Below are 24,627 nucleotides of genomic sequence, written 5' to 3' on the forward strand. Positions count from 1 at the left end.
CAATGCGGAGCTGTGGGGGACAGGGCCTGCCCATCGGAGGGTGCACCAAGACTCGCGACGGCAGGGAATCACCGGGATGGATCCGCAAGCGGAACCCGCCACCTCGCAGCACACTCATCAGGCAAAGGGGGCAAACGCCAACGCCACCCCGAGTGTGATCGGCCAAGCAAACAGGGTAAGAACAGACAATATCCCTAGCAAGGGGCGCTTATCCCGCACTGCGATAGCAAACCCCAGAACAGATACCGCGATCAAGCCAGCCCAATAAAGCCATTGGCCCCACATGGGAACACGGTCACCCATAAACGGTGTTGCGATCCAAACCGAGACAAAAAGCGGGTAGATCCATGCGCTGCGGTGAGCCTTCTCCATGATCAGGCACCTCCTCCTTAACAGTTATGCGCGCGTGGCACGAGACGAATAGAGGTGCCACACCTGCAAGGACCATCAGTTTGAAATGACTGTGTTTCCCATAGTGGGTATTCCTTTTTCAAATTCTGACAGTTGGACGTCTGTAAACAACCAGCCATAGCAAATCGTAATAGCTGTGCGCTACCGACAACCACCCCCTACAGGAAGGTGTTACCGAGTTTTTACACCTCTGAGCGGTCAAGCAAAATTGAGTCAAGGGATACGCTGCCAGCCATCTTGTCCACCACGTTCTAACGCCTAAGTGTTGGGGCTCTTCTTAACCGCTTGCAGTGTCGTCGTTAGTGGGTGTCAGCGTCACGCCTTTGCTCGTGATGTGGCTGATGGGCGCGGGCGGCGGCGTGCACATCGACGCCACCGTGTTCACCGGCATCGCCCTACAACTCCTCCCGCCGAGACCATCACCGGCATCTACGTCGACGGCCGCGTCATCGGACAGGCCAACCAACCCATGGGCACCGTGCCACACCCGCGCACCTACGACGCGATGGAAGGCATCACCGCCCGCCACCTCACCGCCGACGAACTCGAAGGCTTCTGGAGCGAAGCCCGAGCGAAGTTCCCGCACCAGCTTTATTCTTCGCCTATGGGTAGCTTTTTCGACACCATAGGCCCCTTCCTGCCTGGCCCGCTTGAAATCATCGGGTTCTACGGCAAGATTTTCCTCCCGATCCTGGTGCTGTTCTTCATCGCCCGGATGATCTTCCCAGGCCGCGCACCCATCGGATTTCGCCGCGACCTTATCGACGGCGTCATCCGCACCATCCACATCACCCCGCACATCCCGGGTGTGGACTCGACCGTCAGATACATGTCCGTTGCGACGATCGAGGCCACCACGCCCAATGGGGTAGTGAAGTACAAGGACATCCCCGCCAGTCCCGGTGCCCTCCCCAGCGCGGTTCGTCGGCAGATTTTCAAGCGCCCCCTACGCCAGCGCTCGCATCGGATCGACGTCGGCGACACGCTCAAAGCCCGCGAGATCCGCCGCCAGATCCAGAGTGGCGGCTACGACTTCACCCTGCCGCAGCCGGTCCGCGTGAAACTCGTCCCGCCGAAGAAGGAAGGCAAGCGCCTCTGGTACCGCGTGGTGAATTAGTTGGTGCGTCCCCACTTGTCCGCAATGCGGAGTTGCGGATGCTTGACGACGACCCCACGCGCCCGAATTCGTTGGGCCTCCCCAACGATTGGCGCGGCCGGGATTGTCCGCAATGCGGAGTTGTTCCGTTCGGTTTTAGTGCGTTTTATAGCACTCATATAAAACATTGTTTGTGCAGGTCACAGCCGTGTCGTGGCGGGTTGTATGCTTTGCTTTATCGAACATACATACGGCCTTAAGGGGGACCACAATGACAACGGCAGTGGAGGAGAAGTGCACTGAACCTAGTGCGTTTGCGGAGTTGCTTACGGATGCAATCGAGCAGTCGCACAGAAGCATGACGCGTTGTAAGGCGGAGCTGTTGACGTCGATACGCGCGTTTGAGGAGGGCGGTTTCGCACCGCAGATGGGGGCACGGACCACGGCGCAGTTTCTGACGCGTCGCCTGGGGATCTCGATCTCCACAGCGCACGAATATGTCCACGTCGGCTGCCGCCTCGGCGAGTTTCTGTACCTTCAGCAGCAGTTCTCTGCGGGCAAGATCAGCTACTCGGTGGTGCGCTTGCTGCTTCGCTACCTAACCCCGGCGGTAGAGCGCCAACTTGTCGACATGGCCCTGGAACTCGGCTACCACGAACTCGAAATCGCACTCAGTGGATACGACAAACCAGGGAATGGTGATAGCGAGAAGCCGGACCACTACCTGCGCGTACACACCCGCGATAACGGCGAGATTGCCCTCCACGGGGTGCTCAACGCCTCGGATGGCGCCGCGTTCATCGCCGCGCTGAAACTCGGGGAGATCGCCTACTACGAGATGGAGGAAATGCTCGAGGATGCATTGCGCCACGAAGACGGTCGGGTCGCCGAGCTCTCCATCAGGGACATGCTGCAGAAAGCCGACGCCGTCGAACCCGCAAAGAAGGCACGCAAGACCGCCTCGGGCTATGGCATGCCGATCGGCCGAATGCTGCTGCAGGCCTTCATGGGCATGGTGCACATGACCCGCAGCCAGCCCAAGAGCACACTGACAACGCCAGGCGCGCACGTCAACGTTCTGGTGACCAAGGACGGCCGCGCCTACATGCCCAACAACGTCGGCGCACGCTCCGAGGCACTGGTTGGGTTGATCGCGAACGCTGACCTGCGCGTTTCTACTGTCGACGACGACGGCCTGATCATCAACACCGGCCGCTCTTCCCGCTTCGCGACGCCGGGACAGGTCAACGCCCTGCTCACGATGTGGGGCGGGCAATGTGCCGCTCCCGGTTGCACGCACTCCCGCTTCATCGAAATCCACCACATCAAGGAATGGTCCGAGGGCGGTATGACCGATCTAGAAAACCTGCTGCCACTCTGTTCCGCCTGCCACTCCTTGGTTACCGATGGCTACCTCGAAACCGTCAAGGACGGCAGCGACGTGCACTTCATCTACCAAGACGGTACCCGCTACGTCTCGGAGAACTATTCACTCCCACGCCGCCGCGACAACGCCGAAACCTGGGCAGAAAGCGGGGGCGGATTCGATGACTAAGCGCAACCAAAGCAGAGAAAAACTCCCCTCCGCGCGGGAGAGGAGTCAAGCGTTAAAGCCGAGAAGACTTAGAACGGGAGCTGGACACCCGGGATGACGCCTGCGTAAGCAGCGCCACCGAGGACAGCGAGAACCAGAGCAGCGATGCCAGTGCCGAGAAGAATCTCGAACGTGGTGCCGACCTTGTAACCGTTATTGGCGTCGTTCTTAAACGAGCTCTTCAGCGGTCCATTGGCAGCATCCGTGAACTTATGCGTCTTGTTTTCCTGATCGCGCTGGTACATGCTGCGAACCGAGGAGGTCAGACCCTCGTTGTTCGTCAAGCCCTTCTCGTTTGCTCCCTCGACAAAGCCAGCACCAAAAAAGTATTCGCCAAGCTCTTTGTCCGAAACTGCCGAGGATCCACCAGGCTTATTCAGGCCGCGGAGGTAGACGACATCATCAGCAGCGTGAGCCGGGACAGTGGCGAGGGACAGGGCGGTGGTTGCTGCCAGGACGGCTGCGGCGGTGCGCTTCATGGGAAACTCCTGAAGTAGAGCGGATAAAAGTGAGCCAAGTAACTTGACAACCGCAATTAAAGCACAGCCAACAACCTGTGACCAAACGTAATTTAACCGTAACGTTATCGGGTTGCCTGGCGATATAAGCGCTCTACACCACCAGATTCACCAGCAGCATGTACACGGCGGTGCCGGCGAAGATGGAGAGGTCGGCGCGGCGTCGCCAGGCGTGGAGCACGAACGTAATCACCAAAGCCGCGAGGGCGGACCAGAAGCGGCCGGGGTTTCCGGCTTCGCCCGCGATGGTGTACACGACCAGGACCGTCATCACCCCGACGGGCATGAGGACGGCGAGGAAGTCGATGAACGGGCTGCCCTTGAGGTAGCGCGCCAAGGTGAAGGGCAGGGCGCGAAGCAGGAAGGTCACGATGCCGGCCGGGATGATCACGGCGGCGGCCATGCCGAGGGTGACGCCGTCGGGGAGTCCGAGGGGGCTCATTTATTTCACCTGCCAGGTGAGGAGGTCGTCGATACGCGGTGCCCAGAACCGCAGCAACAGCACGCCGAAGTAGGCGAGCAGGCCGAGGATGATCATCTGGTCGGGGAAGATGAACGCAGCGACCACGGCCAGCGCGCCGGCGATGAGGGGCGCGGAGAGGTCCTTGCTGCTTTGGAATGCCTCGTAGGCGAGGACGGCGAACAGGGCGGTGAGGGCGAATTCGAAGCCTTCGATGTTCTCCGGGATGAGGTTGCCCACGAGCGCGCCGATGATGCCCGGCAGAATCCACGACGCGTTGATCAGCATCGCGCTGGTCATCAAGCGGGCATGCGTCAGGCGCGCGCCATTAGCGACGAGCGTGGACGTCAGAGCGTAGAGCTCATCGGTCACGCCGTAGGTGAGGTACAGGCGCGGGAAGCCCGGGCGCGCGACATCGCGGGGAAAGGTGAGGCCGTAGAAGATATGGCGGAAGTTCACCATGAACGCGGTCAGCGCGGAGGAAAACACGCCGAACCCGCTGGTCACCATGCCGATGGCGAGGAATTCCATCGAGCCGGAGTAGATGATGCTGGAGAAGATCGGGGCCCACCACCATGCGAAACCAGCTTGCGTCACCAGCAGGCCGAACGCCAGGCCGAGCGGCACGAGACCGAGGCCGACGAGCCACGAGTCCTTCAGGCCGAGGCGGATCTGCCGCTTTGTTTCACGTGAAACACCCAATTAGTTGTCCTCCAGATTCGCCGGGAAGGTGGCGAACAGAGGCAAGGGCATTGCTTGGCGACGCATCACGTCCCCCCACAAATCCGCACCCGCCGGAGCGATCACGTCGGAGGGCAGTGCGGGGGCGACAAACCAGTCGCCGCGGAGGATCTCGTCGTCGAGTTGGCCCGGCTCCCACTCGGCGTAGCCGGCGAAGATGCGGACGCCGTCGATGTCGGCGGAGACAAGCTCCGGTTCAACGTTGAGGTTGAGCAGCACGAGGCGGTTGGCCATGCGCTGGAAGTAAGGGTTGGCGTCGATGTCCACGCCGGGGGAGGTGACGCCGAGGCAGACTGCGGCCTCGGGGCGGACGGGACCGCCAATGTGCACGGCCTGGGGCTTGGCAGCGAGGTCGGCCCACGCGGGGATCACGTTGGCAAGCGCTGTTTCGCTGCGTCGGTTCAACACGACGCCGAGGGTGCGATCCGCGCTCTGCTCGATGATGAGCACCACGGTGCGGGCGAACTCGGGGGAGTACATGCCGGGAGCGGCGACGAGCAACATGCCCGGCTCGGGGTCAGTGCGCTCGAGGGCGTTGAAGAGGCGATCGGCGTAGAAGTACTCAGGCATTCTCGTTCTCCCACCAGGTTTTGAGTTCGGCGACGGCCTCGTCGTGGTCGAGCTCGCCACGCTCGAGGCGCAGTTCCTTCAGATACTTCCACGCCTTGCCAACCTCCGGGCCCGGTTTGAGGCCGAGGATCTCCATGATCTCGTTGCCGTCGAGGTCCGGGCGCACGCGAGCGAGGTCCTCCTTGGCGGCGATGTCGGCGATGCGCTCCTCCAGGTGGTCGTAGGTGCGCTGGAGGCGCGCCGCCTTCCTGGGGTTGCGGGTGGTGCAATCCGCACGAACGAGTTTGTGCAGCTTAGGCAGCAATTCGCCGGCGTCGGTGACGTAGCGTCGCACGGCCGAATCGGTCCACTGCCCCTCGCCGAAGCCGTGGAAGCGCATGTGCAAGAACACGAGCTGGCCCACGTCGGAAATGACGTGCTTCGGGTACTTCAGGGCCTTGAGGCGCTTGCGGGTCATCTTCGCGCCGACCACTTCGTGGTGGTAGAAGGTCACGCCGCCGCCTTCCTTCGGCGCGCGAGTGGCGGGTTTGCCGATGTCATGCATGAGCGCCGCCCAGCGCAGCTTCAGGTCAGGGCCTTCGTCCGCGTCTTCAAGTTCGGTGGCCTGGCGCAGCACGGTCAGGGAGTGGCGGTAGACGTCCTTGTGCTGCATGTGCTCGTCGGTCTCGAGTTGCAGGGCAGGGATCTCGGGCAGGATGTACTCGGCAACACCGGTGGCCACGAGCAGGTCGATGCCCTCCCAGGGGCGCGAGCCGCACATGAGTTTGTCCAGTTCGGCCTGGACGCGCTCGACGGTGATGCGCTGGATCTCACCGGCCATGTCGCGCATCGCATCGAAGACGCGGTCGGCCACCGTAAAGCCCAGTTGGGAGACGAAGCGGGCGGCGCGCAGCATGCGCAGCGGGTCGTCGCGGAACGACACCTCCGGCTCCTGCGGGGTGTCAAGCACGCCCACGACCAGGTCAGACAGGCCGTTGACGGGGTCGTGGAAGGTGGGGGCGAGGTGGTCGTCGACAAGCGAGAGCTCGATGGCCATCGCGTTGCAGGCGAAGTCGCGGCGCACGAGGTCGCCTTCGAGGGTGTCGCCGAAGGTGACTTCGGGGTTGCGGGTGACGCCGTCGTAAAGATCGGAGCGGAACGTCGTAATTTCCACGGTTTCGCCGTGCCGGATCGCGGAGACGGTGCCGAACTCGATGCCGGTGTCCCACACTTTCTCGCCCCACTCCGCGAGAATTTCCTGGATAACCGCAGGTCGGGCGGAGGTAGTGAAGTCCAAATCGTGCACCCCGCGGCCCAGCATGGCGTCGCGGACGGAACCGCCAACAATATATAAGGACTCGCCGCGCTCGGCGAAGAGTCGGGCAAGCGGCTCCAGCAGGGCAGATTGCTTCTCGACGACCCCCTGCGCTCGGGCCATCAACGCGGCGGGGGCAAGTGGGTCGTTCGGATCGGGCATGTCGAAAAGCTTTGTCACCTTGGACACGATACCCGCCACCCCCGCGCGTGGAGTACCACAACCGGCCTGAAGCCGGATAGCATGGCACGAATGAGTGACAACACGCGGCCTGTACCGGGTCCCCCCAGCGGTAAGGGGGGATCCGGCGGGCGGCGTCGTCCGCGGAAGCGCCGCGGCGGCCAGAATAAAAACCAGCAGGGCCAAGACAAGAACCAATCAGAAGGCGGCGACAAGCCGAAGAAGAAGCAACACCGTCGCCGTAACCCGAACAACCGCCGGAGGGGCGGGCGCGGGAATCAGCGGAACCGAAACCGCAACCAGCATCGCCGTCATTCGCAGTACAACCGCCAGCACGACTCTTCGATGGAGGTGCGCGACGAGACCTCGGCCGGTGGTCTGGTGGTCTCCGGTATGGCGGAGGCTGTCGGCCCGGACGGCAAGGTAGACATGAGCCGCATCTACGTCGCGCTGATTGGCCGGCTGGATCGCCGTGGGCGGTTGTTGTGGTCGATGCCGAAGGGCCACGTCGAGGATGGCGAGCACCAGTGGCGCACCGCAGAGCGTGAGGTCTGGGAGGAGACCGGTATTACCGGCGAGGCCTTCGACACCCTGGGCACCATTGATTACTGGTTTGTGTCCGACGGAGTACGGATCCACAAGACGGTGCACCACAACCTGCTGCGGTTTGTGGACGGCGTGTTTAACGACGAAGACCCGGAGGTCACCGAAGTGGCCTGGGTGCCCATGAGCGAGTTGATGGAGCACCTCGCGTACGCCGACGAGCGCAAACTGGCGCGTATCGCGTTTGACCGGATGCCTGAGCTGGCTCGGAAGGAAGTCGCCGCCGGAAGGTCTACCCCGCGATGATTCGGCCGATTTCCCGTCTAGCTGCGGCCGCGGTTGCGGTGGCGCTGGCGGTCCCGTCAGCGACCCCGGCTCGCGCGGTGCCCGCGGTGCCGGTGAGCCCGAAGAACCCTGAGGTTGCGGAGCAGTGGGTCAACCCGGCGGTGCGCCCGGGTGAGGGCCAGCTCGCGCGCGTGTCGCTTATCGACGCCCCCGCGGTCGTCTCCGCGCACGATCCGTTTCACGTGAAACTTCGCGTGACCAATCAGACCGACACAACCCTCGAGGGCCTCAAAGTGCTCACGCGTCGCGCCGCGCCGGTGGGCTCCGTCTCCGAGCAGCGCGTGGCCGCCGTCGCCGGGGTGGGGGAGTACAGCGTTGTGGGCGACGAGGTGGTCGTGGATACCCGGCTGCGCCCCGGCGAAAGCGCCGAGCTGTCGCTGCAGATGACCGCGCCCGGCGGCATCGGCGTGTACCCGATGATGCTGCAACTTATCGACGACACCAGCACCACCCTGGACACCGACCGCTTCCACCTGGCTGTGCGCGGGTCGGCCGACGACGTCGAACCGGGCGGGCTGACCGCCCTGTACCCGGTCTCCGCTCCGGTGAATATCGTGCCGGGAGAGACCGGCGAGGCCCCCGAGGACCCGCCGCTGGTGCTGCAGAGCGACGCACTGGCGGAACAACTCGCGCCCGGCGGGCGCTTGGACACCCTGGTGGAGCAGTACCGCAAGGCGGTGGAAACCCCTGAGGTTGGCTACGCCACCTGCATGGCGCTCGACCCGGCGCTGGTGGACACAGTGGACCGCATGACCGGCGGCTACACCGTCAGTGATTCGCGCCCCGCCGTGGTGGAGGAACCGAAGCGTCTGCGCGACAGCTGGGGTTCGAACGACGACACGCACCGCACCCCAGGTTCCGGGGCCGAGGACGCGAAGGCGTGGCTGGACAAAGTGCGCGAGATCGCCGCGACCGGCTGCACCGTGGCGCTGCCGTGGGCGAACGCGGACCTCAACGCGGTGGCGCGTACGGGTGATCCGTGGCTGATGCGCGAGGCCGTCGAGCGCGGCCCGTTTGTGCTGCAGCGGGTGCTGGGCACGGCAGGCACGATCAATACGGTGGTCGCCGGCACCGGCTACATCGAGGCGGGCGCCGGGCCGGCGCTTGGCTGGGCGGACCACACCCGCTCCACGGTGTTCGACGGCGGGATGCACGCCGCGTGGGAGGCGGCCCAAGCTGACAGCGCGCCCGACGCCGAAGCCAACTCCCACCAGAGCGCGCTCGAACGCGCGGAGCTCGCAGACTTCTCGGGCGCGGCGGCGCCGGTGCCGGAGGTGCCGGTGCAGGTGCTCGTCGCAAAGCCTGCGGATGCGCAACGTTTCACGTGGAACACTGCCGGCGTGATGGAGGTCGGGTACCAGGATTCGCTGGCCGCGGTGCTAGCGGCGACGGGGGAGCACCCGGACACGCCGGGGTATTCCAACCCGGGCCTGCGTTTCGACTACACCCGGGATTCCAATACCGCGCGCGATGTGAACGCCGCAGCAGCAATGCGGCTTGCCGCCCAGAGCGCCACCACGGGTGAGGGCGACGCACCGACCCAACCCGTGATGATCAACCCGCCGGCAACGTGGGACGCAAAAACCGCCGCGGTGCTCCTGGGCACGGTCGCGGGCCTGATCGCCGACGGAACCTCCCGCCCGATCTCGTTCGGCGACTACCTCGCCGCCCCGCCGGAGGTCCCACCCGCCGACACCACGGCGACATTCTCGGACCCCGCCGCCTTCACCGACGCGGAAATCCTGCAGGTCACGCAACAAAACAGCTTCATCAACGACATCACCGCGCTCATGGCAAACGACCCCGCCATCGCGCTGACCCGCTACGGCTTCACCCTGCCGCTGCGCCGCGACATGCTCGTCGCGCTCAGCACCAACAGACGCAGGGCACTTTCGCTTTACGACGACGCCGTGCGCGCCACCGGCGACCGCCTCGCCGCCAGCCGGGCAACGCTGAACGATCTGCGCGATTCCGTGACGTTGATCCCGCCGGGGAACGTGTACACCAGGGCGTCGTCGTCAAGCCCACTGCTCATCGTCGCCCAAAACGGAATGCCGCTGCCGGTGCAAACCCAGATCCGCTACTGGGGGCCCGACGGCGCGAAACTGAACGTGCCGGGGACGCTGAAAATCCCCGCACGCGGCTCCGTCACCGTCCAGATGACCGCCGACCTGCCCGACAACAACCGCGGCACCGACCTGCAGCTTTACCTCGCGGGTGCCTCGGCCCAACCGATCTCGCGCCCGGTGGACATCTCCGTGCGCACCGCCGGGCTCCAACTCGGCGGGTGGGCGCTCGCCGGCGCGCTGATCGCCGCGATGCTGGCGCTCCTGCTGATCACCCGCAGGAAAGCGCCACCGAACAGGCGCCCGACCAAACGCCCACCACCCAGCAACCCACGTGAACGGAGACAGCCGTGACAGCACAGGACAACAGCCAGCCCGAGGCTGGCCTGCGCCGCCGCATCGTCGCCCCGGCACCCCCGGCGCCAGTACCGGCCCCGCGCGAGCCGAAGCCGCCCACCCCGGCGGAGACTGGCCTGCCGGACAAGTCCCTGCTGACCACCAGCCCCAAGGGCGAGACCATCGCCCCGCCGCCGACGGCTGACGACGCCGCCGCTGTCGCCACAGTCGCGACAAGCGTTGCGGTCGCCGAGCCCGCCGAGCCTGCCGAGGACACCAAACCGAGCGAGGGCGAAAAAGTCGTCCGCGCCACCGGCTCGATGGCAATTGCCACGCTGATCTCGCGCATCACCGGCTTCATCCGCACCGTGCTCATCGGCGCGGCGCTCGGCGAGGTTGTCGCCTCCGCGTTCAACACCGCCAACACGCTGCCGAACCTGATCACCGAGATCGTGCTCGGATCGGTGCTCACCGCACTGGTCGTGCCGGTGCTGGTCCGCGCGGAGAAAGAGGACGCCGACCACGGTGCCGCGTTCATCCGTCGCCTGTTCACGCTCACGCTGACACTGATGACGGTGGTCACGCTGCTCGCCGTCGTCGGCGCGCCGTGGCTGACCGAGATGATGCTGGACGAGGACTCCACAGGCAACCTCGTCCAAACCACATCCTTTGCCTACCTGCTGCTGCCGCAGATCTTCTTCTACGGCATGTTCTCCCTGTTCATGGCAATCCTGAACACGAAGGAACACTTCCGGCCGGGCGCGTGGGCGCCGGTGGCGAACAACGTCGTCTCCATCGCCGTGCTGGTGGCGTATATGGCGTTGCCGGGGACGTTGAATCCGGCGGCGCCGTCGTCGATAAGCAATCCGCACGTCATGCTGCTTGGCCTGGGCACCACCGCGGGCGTGGTGGTGCAGTGCCTGATCATGCTGCCCGCGCTGCGCAAACTGGGCATCGACCTGCGGCCGCTGTGGGGTATCGACGAACGCCTCAAGCAGTTCGGCGGCATGGCCCTGGCGATCATCACTTACGTGGCGATCAGCCAGCTGGGCTACGTGATCACCACCCGCATCGCGTTCGCGGCGGACCCGGCGGCACAGTTCATCTACCAACAGCACTGGATGCTGCTGCAGATGCCATACGGCATCATCGGCGTGACCCTGCTGACCGCGATCATGCCGCGCCTGTCGCGCAACGCCGCCGACGGCGACGACAAGGCCGTTGTGCACGACCTGACCATGGGCACCAAACTGACGTTTATCGCCCTGCTGCCGATCATCGTGTTCATGACCGCGCTCGGCCCTGACATCGCCAGCGCCCTGTTCGCCTACGGCTCATTTAGCGACGAAGCCGCCTACACCCTCGGCCTGACCATCAGCGCCGCCGCGTTCACACTCATCCCGTACGCACTGGTCATGCTGCACCTGCGTGTGTTCTACGCGCGCGAGGAAGCCTGGACGCCAACCTTCATCATCGCTGGCATCACCGGCACCAAAATTGCGCTGTCCATGCTGGCGCCGACCATCGCGAGCGAGCCGGGCCACGTGGTCATCCTGCTCGGTGCGGCAAACGGCTTCGGCTTTGTCGCCGGCGCGATCATCGGTGCGCTGCTACTGCGCCGCAAGCTTGGCACCCTGCAGTTCCGTGAGGTGCTACGCACGTCCCTGTGGGCCATCGGTGCGTCCGCCGTCGGTGTTGCCGCGGTGTTCGGCGTGCGCTGGTTGCTTCGCGACGTCGCCGGCCTCCACCTCCCCGAAGCCCTCGGCCGCATGATCGGCGCACCATCGCTGGGTTCGCTGATCGAGATCGCGCTGCTCGGCGTGCTGTTCCTCATCGTCACCGGCGTCGTGCTGTCGCGCTCCGGCCTGCCGGAGGTGCAGAACCTGGGCTCCGCTGTGGGCCGCATCCCGGGCCTGGGCCGGTTCATCACCGCCGACGCCGACCGCGGCCTCGAAGTGGGCCAGGTCGACCCGCGCGAAATGTCCAACCAGTTCCTCGCCGCCGACACCTTCAACGCCTCCCCGGTACCGCCGCCGATGTCCGCCGGTGTCGTCCGCGGCCCGCGCCTCGTGCCCGGTGCGTCCGTGTCCGACGGCCGGTTCCGCCTCATCCGTGACCACGGCGCGTCCTCCAGCGCCCGCTTCTGGCAGGCGCGCGAGATTGCCACTGGCCGCGACGTCGCGCTGACGTTCGTGGACACCACCGGTGCCGCCCCGATGGCGCCCGCCACCCCGCGCGAGGCCGCCCTCCAGGCCGCCGGTATCGCGCGCCGTACCCGCCAGCTGGTCAACATGCACCTGCCGGCGCTGCCGGACCACGTGGAGATCCTGTCGTTCCGCTCCGGCGCCGTTGTGGTGTCCGACTGGATCGAGGGCTCCTCGGTGAAGGCTGTTGCGGAGTCGGGCCAGACGCTGCACACGGAGGCCGTCGCCAATGCACTCGTGCCGCTGGCTGCTGCGCTGGCCACCGCGCACGAGGCCGGCGTGCCGCTGGGTCTGGACAACCGCCAGCAGTTGCGCATTGATACAGACGGCATCGTGCGCCTCGCATTCCCGGCCGTCCTGCCGGATGCGACAAAGCCGACCGACGCCGAGGCGTTCGCCGCCGCCCTGGAGTTGCTGACCTCCAACGTCACCTCCGACGACCTTGCCGAGATCACCGCACGCACGCGAGCGCTTGTCGACGCCGACGCCGTCGACCAAGCCGCCTTCCGCGAAATCGCCACCGCCCTGAAGGAAGCAGCCAACCTGCCGGGCTCGCGCCGCCACAGCGAGGAAGACGACACCCCGACCGACACCATCCCCGTCGTCGAGGTGCCCGAGTCCGTCGAGCCCGTGCCCGAGCACGTGGAGGACCCGGACGTGATCCACGGTGGCTTCGGCAGCGGCCGCACCAAGCCGTTGACAATCGCGCTGGTCACCCTGGTGGCCGTGGCTGCCGCAGTGGCGATCGGTGTGCTGACGACCTACCTGGTGGACATCGTCTCCGGGGAGGAAGAAGAGGAAGCCGTCGCGACATCCTCCGTGGCGCCCGCCCCACGCGTACCCGTGCTCATCGCACCGCTGGAGGCTGTTGCTGACTCTGCTGGCTCTTCCGGCTCTGATGCTCACGCCGCCGTTGACGGTGATCGGGCCACGAAGTGGGAGGTCGGAGGGGATCTCGTCGTCAAGCAAAGCAACGGTCAGCCGTTCGACCTCGAGCAAGTGCTTATCGACGCCTCCGGCGCAACCGGCGCAACCTTCACCATCTCCGGCGTGCCCGCGGGTGGTCAAGCGCCTGTGGTGCTGTCGGAGGGCACGGTGCGCACCGGCCAGATCAGTGCCGATGTGGACTACACCGGCGCGCTGACCGAGGTCATCATCTCCTTCACCCCGGCGGAACAGAAACCGCTCGAAATTTCGGAAGTTTCGTTGGCAGGGCATGTGGATGTCCAATAGATTGTGCAATTGACCCCTTCCCTTCCGGGGAGGGGTCGTGCACACTGGGGGTCAACACTTTTCTGGGGGGAATCATGGATTACCGCAATGACCGGGCTCTAGTCGCCCAATACCTCGACGGGGACCGACGAGCGTTCAGGCAGATCGTCAAACGCCACCACAAAGCCATGTACTACGTGGCCCGCAACTACACGCGCAACGACCAAGACGCGCAGGACATCGTCCAGGACGCGTTCTTCAAGGCGGCACGCAGCCTGCACACCTACCGCGGGGAAGCGAAGCTATCCACGTGGCTGCACCGCATGACCATCAACGCCGCCATCGACCACCAACGCAAGTTCACACGCGCGGGCGCACAGGCAAGTCTTGACGACGACGCCGTGGCCGTCAGCAGCGACATGAACAAATACCTCGCCTACAACCCCATGGAGGCCATGGAACGCACCATCGCGATGCGCCAGGCGCTCAACGTGTTGCCGTCGGGGCAGCGTAAGGCACTATGGCTGATCGATGTCGCAGGCATGTCCGTCGAGCACGCCGCCCACGAACTAGGCGTGAAACCGGGCACCGTGAAGTCCCGGAGATACCGTGCCCGGGAGGCAGTAGCTGCAGCAATCGGGGAGAGGTTAACAAGCAGCTAGACTCACCGATATGAACTTCTCCGGATTCAATTTCGTTACCCCGCAGACCGACGAAAGCGGCGATTCCGCAACGGAACCCGCCACCGCCCGCACCGATGTAGACACCATCCACGATGTGATCATCATCGGCTCCGGACCGGCCGGCTACACCGCCGCGCTCTACGCCGCTCGCGCCGAGCTCAAGCCCCTCGTATTCGAGGGTTACGAGTTCGGCGGCGAACTCATGAACACCACCGACGTGGAGAACTTCCCCGGCTTCCCCGAGGGCGTGCTCGGCCCAGACCTGATGGGCAACATGCGCGAGCAGGCCGAAAAGTTTGGTGCAGACCTGCGCCCTGAACTGGTAGACCGCGTGGACTTCTCCGGCGAGATTAAGAAGGTGTTCGTGGACGACGAGGAGTTCCACGCCCGCGCCGTCATCCTTGCCACCGGTGCAGCCCCACGCCACCTGGGCATCCCGGGCGAGGCCGAACTGACCGGCCGTGGCGTGTCCACCTGCGCCACCTGCGACGGTTTCTTCTTCAAAGACCAGCACATCGCCGTCGTCGGTGGTGGCGACTCCGCAATGGAGGAAGCAACCTTCCTGACCAAGTTTGGCTACAAGGTTTCGCTGATCCACCGTTCGGAGAACTTCCGTGCCTCCGCCATCATGCTGGAGCGCGCGCGACAGAACGAGAAGATCGAGTTTGTCACCAACACCGTCGTCGAGTCCGTCGTTGAGGCAGACGGCAAGGTTGGCGGACTGAACGTACGCAACGTGGAAACCGGCGAAGAGTCCGTCCTGGATGCCACCGCGTTGTTCGTTGCTATTGGCCACGATCCGCGCTCCGGGTTCCTCGAGGGCCAGGTTGCTGTGGACGAGGGCGGTTACGTTTCGATAGAGGATCCGTCGACACGCACCAGCGTCGCCGGCGTGTTCGCCTGCGGTGACCTGGTGGACAAGACATACCGTCAGGCCATCACGGCGGCTGGTTCGGGCTGCCGTGCCGCGTTGGACGCACAGCACTATCTCGCGGAGCTGTAAACTAACGGCCATGAGCGCACCAGTAGATGTCACCCAGGCCACCTTCAAGAACGAGGTCATCGAGTCCGACACCCCGGTTCTCGTGGACTTCTGGGCAGAGTGGTGCGGCCCGTGCCGCAAACTCTCCCCGTTGCTCGATGAGATCGCGTCGGAGATGGCAGGCCAGGTTAAGGTAGCCAAGGTCAACGTGGACAACGAGCGCACCCTGGGCGCAATGTTCCAGGTCATGTCCATTCCGACCGTGCTGCTGTTCAAGGACGGTAAGCGCGTCGATGAGTTTGTGGGTCTGCGTCCGAAGTCGGAGATCGTCGCTAAGATCCAGGCGCAGCTCGACGCGTAAGCTGTTGTAGTTGGTTTTGTTTTTTCGACCGGGAAAGTTAGGTGCTTAGTGCAAGACTTGCTGCACGTTGGCGACTCCAGCTCGCGGGTTGCCGAGGTTCGGTTGTCGCTGGCCCGCCTCGGTCTCCTCGACGGATACGAAGGCGAAATCGATAGCACGCGTCGCTTCACCGAAAGCGAGATGCTTTTCGACGACACCCTCGCCGAAGCCCTCAAAGCCTTCCAACAATCTCGCGGCATTTTGCCGTCTGGCTCCATCGACGACCTGACGCTCCGCGAGCTGCGCGAAGCCTCCTACACGTTGGGCGCGCGCGTGCTGAGCTACCAGCCGGGCCAGGAAATGGTCGGCGACGACGTGGGCCAGCTGCAGACACAGCTTCACGAGCTCGGCTTTTACTCCAACCGCATCGACGGCCGCTTCGGCCCCGCGACCTACGAAGCGTTGATGAACTACCAGTTGAACTCCGGTTTGGAGGACGACGGTGTCTGCGGCCCCGACACGTTGCATGCATTGTCCCTGCTTGGCCGCCGCATCACCGGAGGTTCCGCCCAGGCGATCCGTGAGCGCGAAACCGTCCGCCAGGCCGGACCGAACCTCGCCGGTAAGCGCGTAGTCATCGACCCTGACCTCGGTGGTTCCGACAAGGGCCTGGTTGTGGAGGGCCCGTATGGTCCCATCACGGAGGAGGAGATCCTCTGGGACCTCGCCCAGCGCATCGAGGGCCGCATGGTCGCCACCGGCATGGAAACCATCCTGTCCCGCCCACGTGGCGACAACCCTACGAACAAGCACCGCGCCGACCTGGCCAACGGGTTCAACGCCGACCTGCTGATCTCACTGCGTCTGGATTCCTACCCAAACGAGAAGGCCAACGGCGTTGCCACCTTCTACTTCGGCTCCGAGCACGGCAGCTCCTCGATGACCGGCGAAACCCTGTCCGGTTACATCCAGCGCGAGATCGCTGCCCGCACTGACCTGCAGAATTGCCGCAACCACGCCCGCACCTGGGAGATGCTGCGGATGACCCGCATGCCGTCGGTGGAGCTCGTGGCCGGCTACCTCACCAACCCGGGCGACCTGGCCGTACTTACCGACCCCGCCCAGCGCGATGCCATCGCCGAAGCCGTCGTCGTCGCCGTGAAGCGCCTCTACCTGCTGGACCACGACACCCGCCCGACAGGCACCTACTCCTTCAAGGAGCTCCTGCGCGAAGAGCAGGCCTAACCGCCCTCCCAGCCCTCTTTTACCCAAATAGTTCGCGGCCTGGGAACTATTTCGGCATTCCGGGCCCAAATAGTTCAATTCACCCAGGTCGCGCCGTCGCGGGCCGAAAATAGTTCCCGGACCTAACGCGATCTGCCGATTTCCGTGGAACTTTTTTGGTGAGGGGAGCGGCAACGGCCTCGATCGCGACCTCTATCGCGGCAGCAGTCGCCCGTCGCCCGTCGGCCGGCACCCAGTCACTGACACATTGCGGCAGAATCTGTCAGCCGCCGGCATCGTCGCAGGTCAGAAGGGAGCACTGACAAATTCGGCAAAATGTGTCAGGAGCGGACACCGCTAGGCAGCGTGGCGGGCAGACAGCGGGCATGCGGACACCGCGGGCGCACAGGCGACCCAAACCAACCGCCCAAACCAGCCGCCTAAAACCCCTAGTCGGTGCCTTGGATGAGCCCCATGATGCGCTCGAAGTCGTCCTTGTCGCCGAACTCGACGACGATCTTGCCCTTGCGCTTGCCCATGGTGACGGAGACTTTGGTGTCCCAGATGTCGGCAAGCGAGTCGGCGGCCTGGCTGAGGTACTCCGGCTGGGGGAGAGGTTGGCGCTTCGGCTTGTCGGGCACCTTGCCGCCTGCGTTGATCATGGATACGGCCTCTTCGGTGGCGCGTACGGACAGGCCTTCGGCGACGATGCGGTCGGCGAGTTGGGCCTGGGCGTCGGTGGTGTCGTCGCCAAGTTTGATGCCCAAAAGCGCACGGGCGTGGCCGGCGGACAGCACACCGGCGGCGACGCGGCGCTGCACCGGAACCGGCAGCTTGAGCAGGCGGATCGCGTTGGTGATCACGGGGCGGGAGCGGCCGAGCCGGTCGGCGAGTTGTTCTTGGGTGACGCCGAACTCGTCGAGAAGTTGCTGGTAGGCGGCAGCTTCTTCGAGTGGATTCAACTGCACGCGGTGGATGTTTTCCAGCAGTGCGTCGCGGAGCATGTCCTCGTCGGAGGTTTCGCGCACGATCGCCGGGATGTGCTTGAGGCCTGCCTTGGAGGAGGCGCGCCAACGGCGCTCGCCCATGATGAGTTCGAAGCCCTCGGGGGTGTCGCGGACGACGATGGGTTGGAGGAGGCCGAACTCGCGGATGGAGTGGACCAGTTCGGCGAGCTCATCCTCGTCGAAGACCTGGCGTGGCTGCTTCGGGTTCGGGATGATCTGGCCGATCGGGATTTCCTGGTATCGGGCGCCCACCGGCACCGGCTGCATGACGTTGTCCTGCTTCGCAGTAACGGTCGGCGCGCCCTTCACAGCCCGCGGCGCACCCTTCGGCGCTCCCTTCTTCGCAGCACCAGAACCAGCACCAGAACCCTTGTCCTGCTTGCCGAAGATCACGTCGGAGGCGTTGCCGCCGATGCCGGGGGTTTTGCCGTTCTTGTCAATGTCTGCGGGTGCCGACGGGATCAGTGCTGCCAGTCCGCGGCCGAGGCCGCCTTTGCGTTCTGCCATGGTTTAGTCCTCCTCGGAAGAGCTGTCGAGTTGGGCGGAGACTTCCGGGCTCACGCCAATTGGGCCGGTGGTGGGGTGGGGTTGGTAGTCGCCGCGCAGCGCGAGTTCTTTGGCTGCGTCGAAGTAGGCGAGTGCTCCGCGGGAGCCGGGGTCGTAGTCGATGACGGTCTGGCCGTAGCCCGGCGCTTCGGAGACCTTCACGGAGCGGGGGATGACGTTGTTCAGCACGACTTGGCCGAATTGGCCGCGGACCTCGTCGGCGACGTCGGCCGCGAGGCGGGTGCGGGCGTCGTACATGGTCAGCAGGATCGCGGAGATGTGCAGGTTGTGGTTGAGGTGTTCGCGGATCATGCCGATGTTGCCCAGCAGCTGCCCCACGCCTTCGAGTGCGTAGTACTCGCATTGGATGGGGATGAGTACTTCGTCGACGGCGGTCATCGCGTTGATGGTCAGCAGCCCGAGCGAGGGTGGGCAGTCGATGAACACGTAGTCGAAGCCGTGGTCTTGCATGAAACCGCGACGGATGGCGTCGTGGAGGCGGTATTCGCGGCGCACCATGGACACCAGCTCGATTTCCGCGCCGGCGAGGTCGATGGTGGCGGGGATGCAGAACAGGTTCTCGTTGTCTGCGTGCGCCTGCACGGCATCGGCGGCGTCGGCCTCACCGATGAGCACTTCGTAGCTAGAGGTGGTGCCGGAGGTGTGTTCGGCGCCGAGGGCGGTTGAGGCGTTGCCTTGCGGATCCAGGTCGATCACCAGCACTTTCATGCCCTGGCGGCTCAGTGACGCTGCGAGGTTGACGCTGGTTGTGGTTTTGCCGACGCCGCCTTTTTGGTTGGCAACGGTGATCACGCGGGGTTGGTCGGGTCGCGGGAGCGTTTCGCTTCTCGACGACACCCTCGCCGCCCGCATCGCCTCCTCCATCAAAGGCGTGTCATCGTAGTGATCCACTTATTCCCCCTTCTTCTTGCGGGTGATGCGGATTAGGGTGGTTGGCTGTTCAAGCGTAGTCGCACCCACGGTGAGAATCTCGGGATCCTTACCGCCAGCCTTGGCGATGAGCTTGGCGTCGCGCTCCAGCTCCTCGGCGACGGATTCGCCCTTCATGGCGATCATGGCCCCACCGCCCTGCAGCAGCGGAAGCGACCAGCCGGCAAGTTTGCCCAAGGGTGCCACGGCGCGGGAGGTCACGGCGTCGAAGGATGCCTTCGGCTGCTCCTCGGCGCGGCCACGGATGACGGTGACGTTGTCCAGGCCGAGCTCCTCGGTGATCTCGCGCAGGTAGGTGGAGCGCTTCAGCAGCGGCTCGATGAGCGTGATCTTCAGGTCCGGCCGAGCGATCGCCAGCGGGATTCCCGGCAGGCCGGCGCCGGAGCCGATGTCCGCCACCTTCAGCCCCTCTTGGAAGGCCTCCGAGATCACCGCGCAGTTCAGGATGTGGCGCTCCCACAGGCGCGCGACTTCCTTGGGGCCAATAAAGCCACGCTCGGCGGCTGTGGTGGCCAGCGACTGGTGGTAGGCCTCGGCTAATGCGAGGCGATCTCCGAAAACTTGGGCTGCGGCTGCAGGGGACGTATCCGACATGCACAACACTGTAGTCGGCTCCACGACACGGCCCCACACCATATATATGGGCATGAAAAATGCCCCGGGTGAAGCCGGGGCGTCGTCGATAAGCAAATGCTTACTTGCCTTGCTTGCGCTGCTTCTTCGTGCGGCGATCCACCTTGCGGGCACCCGGGGCAGGCGCGGTGGTGCGCTTCATCTCCACCTTGCGGGCCTCCTCGGCAGCCTCCTCGGCGTCCATCTTGTTGTTCAGGAAACGGGTCTGGAAGAAGGTCCACACGTTGTTGGTCAGCATGTAGAACAGCAGGCCGATGTGCCAGATGACACCGGTGGCCAGAATCATGATGGGGAAGAACCAGAGCATCATCTTGTTCATCATGCCCATCTGGGATTCCATCATCGCGGCCATCTCGCCCTGCGGCTTCGCGGTCTTGCCGGCAGCCTTGCGGGCGGCCTGGCGGTTGATCATGATGCGGGCGTTGAAGTGCGTAAACGCAGCACACAGCACAACCAGCGGGGCGCAGACGGCAATGATGTTCGCGCGCGTCAGGTCAGCGTTACCGAAGGCTGCGAACATCTCCTCCGGCATCGACATGTACGCCGACAGCGGCACACCGAGGAAGTCCGCGTCCAGGAAGGACTGCACGTCCGACGGCGGGAAGGCGTAGTTGGCGGTGTTGCGGTTCTGCTCAACCGTAAAACCAAGACCAACGCCGCCGTCACCGGTGCGGTTGAAGGAACGCAGCACGTGCAGCAGGCCAATAAAAATTGGCATCTGCACCAGCGGCACGATGCAGGATGCCAGCGGGTTGGTACCCATCTCGCGGTAGAGCTTCTGCGTCTCCTCCGCGATCTTCTGCTGGTCGCCCTTGTACTTCTCGCGGATTTCCTGCATCCGCGGTTGCATCTCCTGCATCTTGCGGGTGGACCGCATCTGGTTCACCATCGGCTTCAGCAGCAGCAGACGCACCGTGCATGTCAGCAGCACGATGGCGAGGATCCAGGAAATACCTGAATCCTTCGGAAGGATGAAGCCGAGAACCTCGTGCCAGAACTTCAGCACCCAGGAAATCGGCCAATAAATGAAATTCAGCACGTTTCGGTGTTACTCCTCACTCAATTCGATGCTGCCCGGGACAGGGTCGTAGCCCCCCGGGTGCCAGGGTCCGCATTTGCAGATCCGGGCCGCCGCCAGCATCCCACCACGTAGAGCGCCGTGCCGAGACACGGCTTCGAGCCCATACGCGCTGCATACCGGCAGAAAACGACAGGTCCCGCCCATTTTAAGGGGTGAGAGGTATTTTTGGTAGCCGCGAATCAGCCCGACCAGCGCTTTGGCGGCCGGTCCGCGGGCGGCGGGAATTTCGCCGCCGGCGAAGTTGTAGTACGCCATCAGCGGTTCAGCGCTTTGGTGATGGCGCGTTCCATGTCGCGCGCGAGGTCATCACTGGTTGCGGTGGCTGATTTCGGCAGGGCGCGAATGACGACGTCGTAATTGCGCGGCAGCTTATCGACGACCCCACGTTGCACCACCACATGCCTCAACCTCCGCGACACCGCATGGCGGGTCACGGCGTTGCCGACCTGCTTAGACACCACAAGCCCGAAACGTGGGCCACCTGTGATGACCTCGTCCGGGCGTGGGTAGACATGGACCATTAATGTGCGAGACCCCGCGCGCACTCCCTGCTTCATCGCCGTTTTGAAGTCGGCGGATGAAGTGAGTTTGTGCGGGCGGGGTAGCACGATGGTTGCGTAAGACTACGCGGAAAGGTTCGCGCGGCCCTTCTTGCGGCGCGCGGAAACGATTGCGCGGCCGGCGCGGGTCTGCATGCGAGCGCGGAAGCCGTGCTTGCGTGCGCGGCGACGGTTATTCGGCTGGAAAGTCCGCTTAGACACGGTGGACTCCTTGTGCGGTCATGAACGGCCGACGGCTCGTGAAAGCCTCCCGGGGTAGTGGCCGTTCCAAAATTGAAACGAGTGCGTCGAGATTGCGGTTCGGCACCAGTGGATTGGTGCGCAGTCGCGTGCAGCGCCTTCGCCGGCTCGCCTTGTAAAGCGGCCCGGTGCCCGGCGGGGGCGGTGCTCTCGTGAAGCACGCCAGGGGTAACTGGCGTGAAGACGGGGTTAAGACTACGCGAGATTTGCGCCCGCGGCCAAATCAACACTCCGGGTTTCCTATCTCTCCCGAACGGGTGCCCCCGTAATTACAAGCTTGTGTTTTTTCGCAGGTCGGGCAACGAATCGCCGAAGTTTCCTGCAGGGTAACTGTGAATAGGGGGACACATGTTCGACAACAGAAGTTGTCCACAGTTTGGTGAATGACAAAACGTTAGACACTGCGAGGTCGGGCGGGGTAACAATGTTTCAACACCACAATCACACAGGCTGTTCATGCACAGCCCTGTGGATAACTGTGAAGTAATGGTTGAGACTTTCCCGGTTCGGCGGTCATTTCCGCAGGGCAGGTCAGGTTTCTGTAATTCACACAGTTATCCACAGAGGAAAATGCACCTGTGGACAACTCCCGAATGCGAAGCTGTCCACACCTGTGGATAACATTGTGGATCGGCAGGTGAGAGCCAAGCCGATCATCCTCAGCGCTTGTGGATCAAGCGGTGAATTTGGAATTACAGGAAATTGACAGACTGGAGCGGACCTTGGCGGATCAACACCTCGAGGATCTTTGGCGTGGCATCGTCGACGAACTCCTCAGACTCTCCGAGCAACCCTCGTCCACGGTCCCCACACTCACCCCGCAGCAGCGCGCCTACCTGCGGCTCATGAAGCCAGTCGTGCTTGTCGACGGCTACGCCCTCCTCTCCGCACCACACCAAGCCGCCAAAAACGTGGTCGAAGACTCCCTTTCCCCGCACATCACCGCGCTGCTGACCTCCCACACCGGACTGCCCTACAACCTGGCCGTTTCCGTCGCCGCACCCGAGCCCGAGCCTGAACCACAGCCGGAACCCGAACCGGTGCAGCCGCCCACGCCGCCGGTCCAGCAGCACTCCTGGGGCCAATCCCAAACCGTGGCGGGGGAGTACGAAGCAGAACAACCCGCCGCCGGCGAACAAATCCCAATGGGCCTCGATGAGCTGGCGCGGATGCATGCCGCTCAGGTTGAGGGGCGTCGTCGAGAAGCAGCTGCTCATCCAACAGTGGACCGCCGCATCCCGCGCGAAAAGCCAGCTCACGACCCCGACCGCGAAGCCAGCCTCAACCCGAAATACACCTTTGAAAACTTCGTCATCGGCTCCTCAAACCGCTTCGCCAACGGCGCCGCCGTCGCCGTCGCCGAAAACCCCGCCAAGGCCTACAACCCCCTCTTCATCTGGGGCGGCTCCGGCCTCGGCAAAACCCACCTGCTGCACGCCGCCGGCAACTACGCGCGCGTCCTACAGCCAGGGCTGCGTATTAAATATGTGTCGTCCGAGGAATTCACCAACGACTACATCAACTCCGTGCGCGACGACCGCCAAGAATCCTTCAAACGGCGCTACCGCAACCTCGACATTCTGATGGTCGACGACATCCAATTCCTCGAAGGCAAAGAAGGCACCCAGGAAGAGTTCTTCCACACCTTCAACGCCCTCCACCAGGCAAACAAGCAGATCATCCTGTCGTCCGACCGCCCGCCGAAGCAACTGACCACGCTGGAAGATCGCCTGCGGACCCGCTTCGAAGGCGGCCTGATCACCGACGTTCAGCCACCAGACCTAGAAACCCGCATCGCCATTCTGATGAAGAAGGCTGCCGCCGACGGCACCCAAGTCGACCACGCCGTGCTCGAACTCATCGCGTCGCAGTTTGAGTCGTCGATCCGCGAACTCGAAGGCGCGTTAATCCGCGTCTCCGCCTACTCTTCGCTGATCAACGAGCCAATCACCATGGAAGTTGCGCAGGTAGCACTGCGCGACATTCTTCCCGACGAAGGCGACGTGAACATCAACGCCGCCACCATCAAAGAAGCCGCCGCGGAATACTTTGAAGTCACCATGGAGCAGCTCGTCGGCGCAGGTAAAACCCGTCAGGTAGCGCACGCCCGCCAGATCGCCATGTACCTCTGCCGCGAACTCACCGACCTGTCACTGCCCAAGATCGGCGACGAGTTCGGCGGCAAAGACCACACCACCGTCATGTATGCCGACCGCAAGATCCGCAAGGAAATGACAGAAAACCGTGGCACCTACGACGAGATCCAGGAGCTCACGCAACTGGTGAAGAACCGGGCCCGCGCGCGGTAGGCGGTTGAGTTCATAGGGGAGTCCACTTCGGTGGGCTCCCTTTTTTGTGGTTGTCGCGCCTCCCGCACGGCGTTTCCTGACAAACTTCACAAAATTTGTCAGGGTTCATTTCTGACCAGCAGCGATGCCGACGGCTGACAGATTCTGGCGGAATGTGTCAGCCAGGGAGCCTCAACAACACACCAAAACCACGCCAAACCCCACCCAACCTAGATCTATCCACAGACCTATCCACACCTGTGTAATTACACCGTTGTAATTAGGCGATCTTGGTCACAAAACGCCTTTGACCGGCTGGGGAGCGAGATGTGTACAAACGGTGGATAGCTCGGGACAGATTGTGTAATTCCAAAAAGCGCAGAAATCTATCCACAGGCAAGGGCAGTTATCCACAAGTTATCCACACCCTGAATCACAAGACGGATCGCCGAGATGACCGGCGCAGATAAGGTGTAATCCACAGATTCCCCAGGACTTACTGTTGTTCCCATCTATTTACTT

The 24,627-nt window shown here is 63.7% G+C and carries 23 protein-coding genes; 10 read left to right on the forward strand and 13 right to left on the reverse strand.

What is annotated here, in order from left to right:
- Positions 1-117 precede the first annotated feature (117 nt).
- On the reverse strand, positions 118-372 hold the full coding sequence (locus HMPREF3171_RS04655) for a hypothetical protein (RefSeq protein WP_070483301.1): 255 nt from the start codon (positions 370-372) through the stop codon (positions 118-120).
- A 373-nt stretch (positions 373-745) separates the two neighbouring features.
- Here HMPREF3171_RS04655 and HMPREF3171_RS12475 point away from each other — a divergent pair, with 373 nt between their 5' ends.
- Both HMPREF3171_RS12475 and HMPREF3171_RS04665 read left to right on the forward strand, forming a co-directional pair.
- Complete coding sequence (locus HMPREF3171_RS12475; protein WP_168161875.1) at positions 746-1,528, forward strand: hypothetical protein; 783 nt, start codon at positions 746-748, stop codon at positions 1,526-1,528.
- Between the two features lie 250 nt (positions 1,529-1,778).
- Positions 1,779-3,062 carry an HNH endonuclease signature motif containing protein gene (locus tag HMPREF3171_RS04665; RefSeq protein ID WP_070483305.1) on the forward strand — a complete coding sequence of 428 codons (1,284 nt, stop codon included), beginning with the start codon at positions 1,779-1,781 and terminating at the stop codon, positions 3,060-3,062.
- A gap of 68 nt (positions 3,063-3,130) precedes the next feature.
- Here the strand turns inward: HMPREF3171_RS04665 and HMPREF3171_RS04670 are convergent, their stop codons facing one another.
- From HMPREF3171_RS04670 to HMPREF3171_RS04690, 5 genes are all read right to left on the reverse strand, one after another.
- Entirely contained in the window at positions 3,131-3,580 is a 450-nt protein-coding gene (locus HMPREF3171_RS04670; protein ID WP_070421896.1) for a hypothetical protein, read from the reverse strand.
- A 133-nt stretch (positions 3,581-3,713) separates the two neighbouring features.
- On the reverse strand, positions 3,714-4,061 hold the full coding sequence (locus HMPREF3171_RS04675) for a branched-chain amino acid transporter permease (RefSeq protein ID WP_070483307.1): 348 nt from the start codon (positions 4,059-4,061) through the stop codon (positions 3,714-3,716).
- Positions 4,062-4,781 carry an AzlC family ABC transporter permease gene (locus HMPREF3171_RS04680; RefSeq protein WP_070483308.1) on the reverse strand — a complete coding sequence of 240 codons (720 nt, stop codon included), beginning with the start codon at positions 4,779-4,781 and terminating at the stop codon, positions 4,062-4,064.
- The gene (locus HMPREF3171_RS04685; RefSeq protein WP_070421899.1) at positions 4,782-5,390 is read right to left on the reverse strand and encodes a YqgE/AlgH family protein; all 609 of its coding nucleotides are present in this window, start codon (positions 5,388-5,390) and stop codon (positions 4,782-4,784) included. It lies immediately after the preceding gene.
- Positions 5,383-6,807: a CCA tRNA nucleotidyltransferase gene (locus HMPREF3171_RS04690; protein WP_246815326.1), complete on the reverse strand. Its 1,425-nt coding sequence runs from the start codon at positions 6,805-6,807 to the stop codon at positions 5,383-5,385. Before HMPREF3171_RS04690 ends, HMPREF3171_RS04685 begins: the two co-directional genes overlap by 8 nt.
- A gap of 129 nt (positions 6,808-6,936) precedes the next feature.
- Between HMPREF3171_RS04690 and HMPREF3171_RS12330 the strand changes: the two genes are divergently transcribed.
- The 7 genes from HMPREF3171_RS12330 to HMPREF3171_RS04725 all read left to right on the forward strand — a co-directional run bounded on the left by HMPREF3171_RS12330 (position 6,937) and on the right by HMPREF3171_RS04725 (position 16,820).
- Positions 6,937-7,713 (forward strand): NUDIX hydrolase, encoded by a 777-nt coding sequence (locus HMPREF3171_RS12330; protein ID WP_083284711.1) that lies wholly within the window; start codon positions 6,937-6,939, stop codon positions 7,711-7,713.
- Positions 7,710-10,172 carry a DUF6049 family protein gene (locus tag HMPREF3171_RS04700; RefSeq protein WP_070483310.1) on the forward strand — a complete coding sequence of 821 codons (2,463 nt, stop codon included), beginning with the start codon at positions 7,710-7,712 and terminating at the stop codon, positions 10,170-10,172. The genes HMPREF3171_RS12330 and HMPREF3171_RS04700 overlap by 4 nt, the downstream gene beginning before the upstream one ends.
- Positions 10,169-13,591, forward strand: coding sequence for a murein biosynthesis integral membrane protein MurJ (gene murJ, locus HMPREF3171_RS04705; protein WP_070483312.1), 3,423 nt, complete (start codon positions 10,169-10,171; stop codon positions 13,589-13,591). Before HMPREF3171_RS04700 ends, murJ begins: the two co-directional genes overlap by 4 nt.
- 74 nt (positions 13,592-13,665) lie before the next feature.
- Entirely contained in the window at positions 13,666-14,232 is a 567-nt protein-coding gene (locus tag HMPREF3171_RS04710; protein ID WP_070421903.1) for an RNA polymerase sigma factor, read from the forward strand.
- Between the two features lie 10 nt (positions 14,233-14,242).
- Entirely contained in the window at positions 14,243-15,256 is a 1,014-nt protein-coding gene (trxB, locus tag HMPREF3171_RS04715) for a thioredoxin-disulfide reductase (RefSeq protein WP_083291965.1), read from the forward strand.
- Positions 15,257-15,266: 10 nt separating this feature from the next.
- Positions 15,267-15,596 (forward strand): thioredoxin, encoded by a 330-nt coding sequence (trxA, locus tag HMPREF3171_RS04720; protein ID WP_070483314.1) that lies wholly within the window; start codon positions 15,267-15,269, stop codon positions 15,594-15,596.
- Positions 15,597-15,644: 48 nt separating this feature from the next.
- On the forward strand, positions 15,645-16,820 hold the full coding sequence (locus HMPREF3171_RS04725; RefSeq protein WP_070483316.1) for an N-acetylmuramoyl-L-alanine amidase: 1,176 nt from the start codon (positions 15,645-15,647) through the stop codon (positions 16,818-16,820).
- Between the two features lie 428 nt (positions 16,821-17,248).
- On the opposite strand, the gene HMPREF3171_RS04730 is transcribed toward HMPREF3171_RS04725, so the two are convergent.
- The 7 genes from HMPREF3171_RS04730 to rpmH all read right to left on the reverse strand — a co-directional run bounded on the left by HMPREF3171_RS04730 (position 17,249) and on the right by rpmH (position 21,778).
- The gene (locus tag HMPREF3171_RS04730) at positions 17,249-18,313 is read right to left on the reverse strand and encodes a ParB/RepB/Spo0J family partition protein (protein WP_070483318.1); all 1,065 of its coding nucleotides are present in this window, start codon (positions 18,311-18,313) and stop codon (positions 17,249-17,251) included.
- Positions 18,314-18,316: 3 nt separating this feature from the next.
- Positions 18,317-19,237, reverse strand: coding sequence for a ParA family protein (locus HMPREF3171_RS04735; protein WP_101740847.1), 921 nt, complete (start codon positions 19,235-19,237; stop codon positions 18,317-18,319).
- Positions 19,238-19,264: 27 nt separating this feature from the next.
- The gene (gene rsmG / locus HMPREF3171_RS04740) at positions 19,265-19,897 is read right to left on the reverse strand and encodes a 16S rRNA (guanine(527)-N(7))-methyltransferase RsmG (protein WP_101732845.1); all 633 of its coding nucleotides are present in this window, start codon (positions 19,895-19,897) and stop codon (positions 19,265-19,267) included.
- Positions 19,898-19,997: 100 nt separating this feature from the next.
- Entirely contained in the window at positions 19,998-20,975 is a 978-nt protein-coding gene (yidC, locus tag HMPREF3171_RS04745; RefSeq protein ID WP_070483320.1) for a membrane protein insertase YidC, read from the reverse strand.
- A gap of 9 nt (positions 20,976-20,984) precedes the next feature.
- Positions 20,985-21,272, reverse strand: coding sequence for a membrane protein insertion efficiency factor YidD (yidD, locus tag HMPREF3171_RS04750; RefSeq protein WP_070421910.1), 288 nt, complete (start codon positions 21,270-21,272; stop codon positions 20,985-20,987).
- Complete coding sequence (rnpA, locus tag HMPREF3171_RS04755; RefSeq protein ID WP_070421911.1) at positions 21,272-21,625, reverse strand: ribonuclease P protein component; 354 nt, start codon at positions 21,623-21,625, stop codon at positions 21,272-21,274. Before rnpA ends, yidD begins: the two co-directional genes overlap by 1 nt.
- A gap of 15 nt (positions 21,626-21,640) precedes the next feature.
- The gene (gene rpmH, locus HMPREF3171_RS04760) at positions 21,641-21,778 is read right to left on the reverse strand and encodes a 50S ribosomal protein L34 (RefSeq protein WP_070421912.1); all 138 of its coding nucleotides are present in this window, start codon (positions 21,776-21,778) and stop codon (positions 21,641-21,643) included.
- A gap of 761 nt (positions 21,779-22,539) precedes the next feature.
- Between rpmH and dnaA the strand changes: the two genes are divergently transcribed.
- Positions 22,540-24,126 (forward strand): chromosomal replication initiator protein DnaA, encoded by a 1,587-nt coding sequence (gene dnaA, locus HMPREF3171_RS04765; RefSeq protein ID WP_070421913.1) that lies wholly within the window; start codon positions 22,540-22,542, stop codon positions 24,124-24,126.
- Positions 24,127-24,627 lie beyond the last annotated feature (501 nt).

The organism is Corynebacterium sp. HMSC08F01, from assembly GCF_001807545.1.
In the GTDB taxonomy this organism is placed as follows: domain Bacteria; phylum Actinomycetota; class Actinomycetes; order Mycobacteriales; family Mycobacteriaceae; genus Corynebacterium; species Corynebacterium coyleae.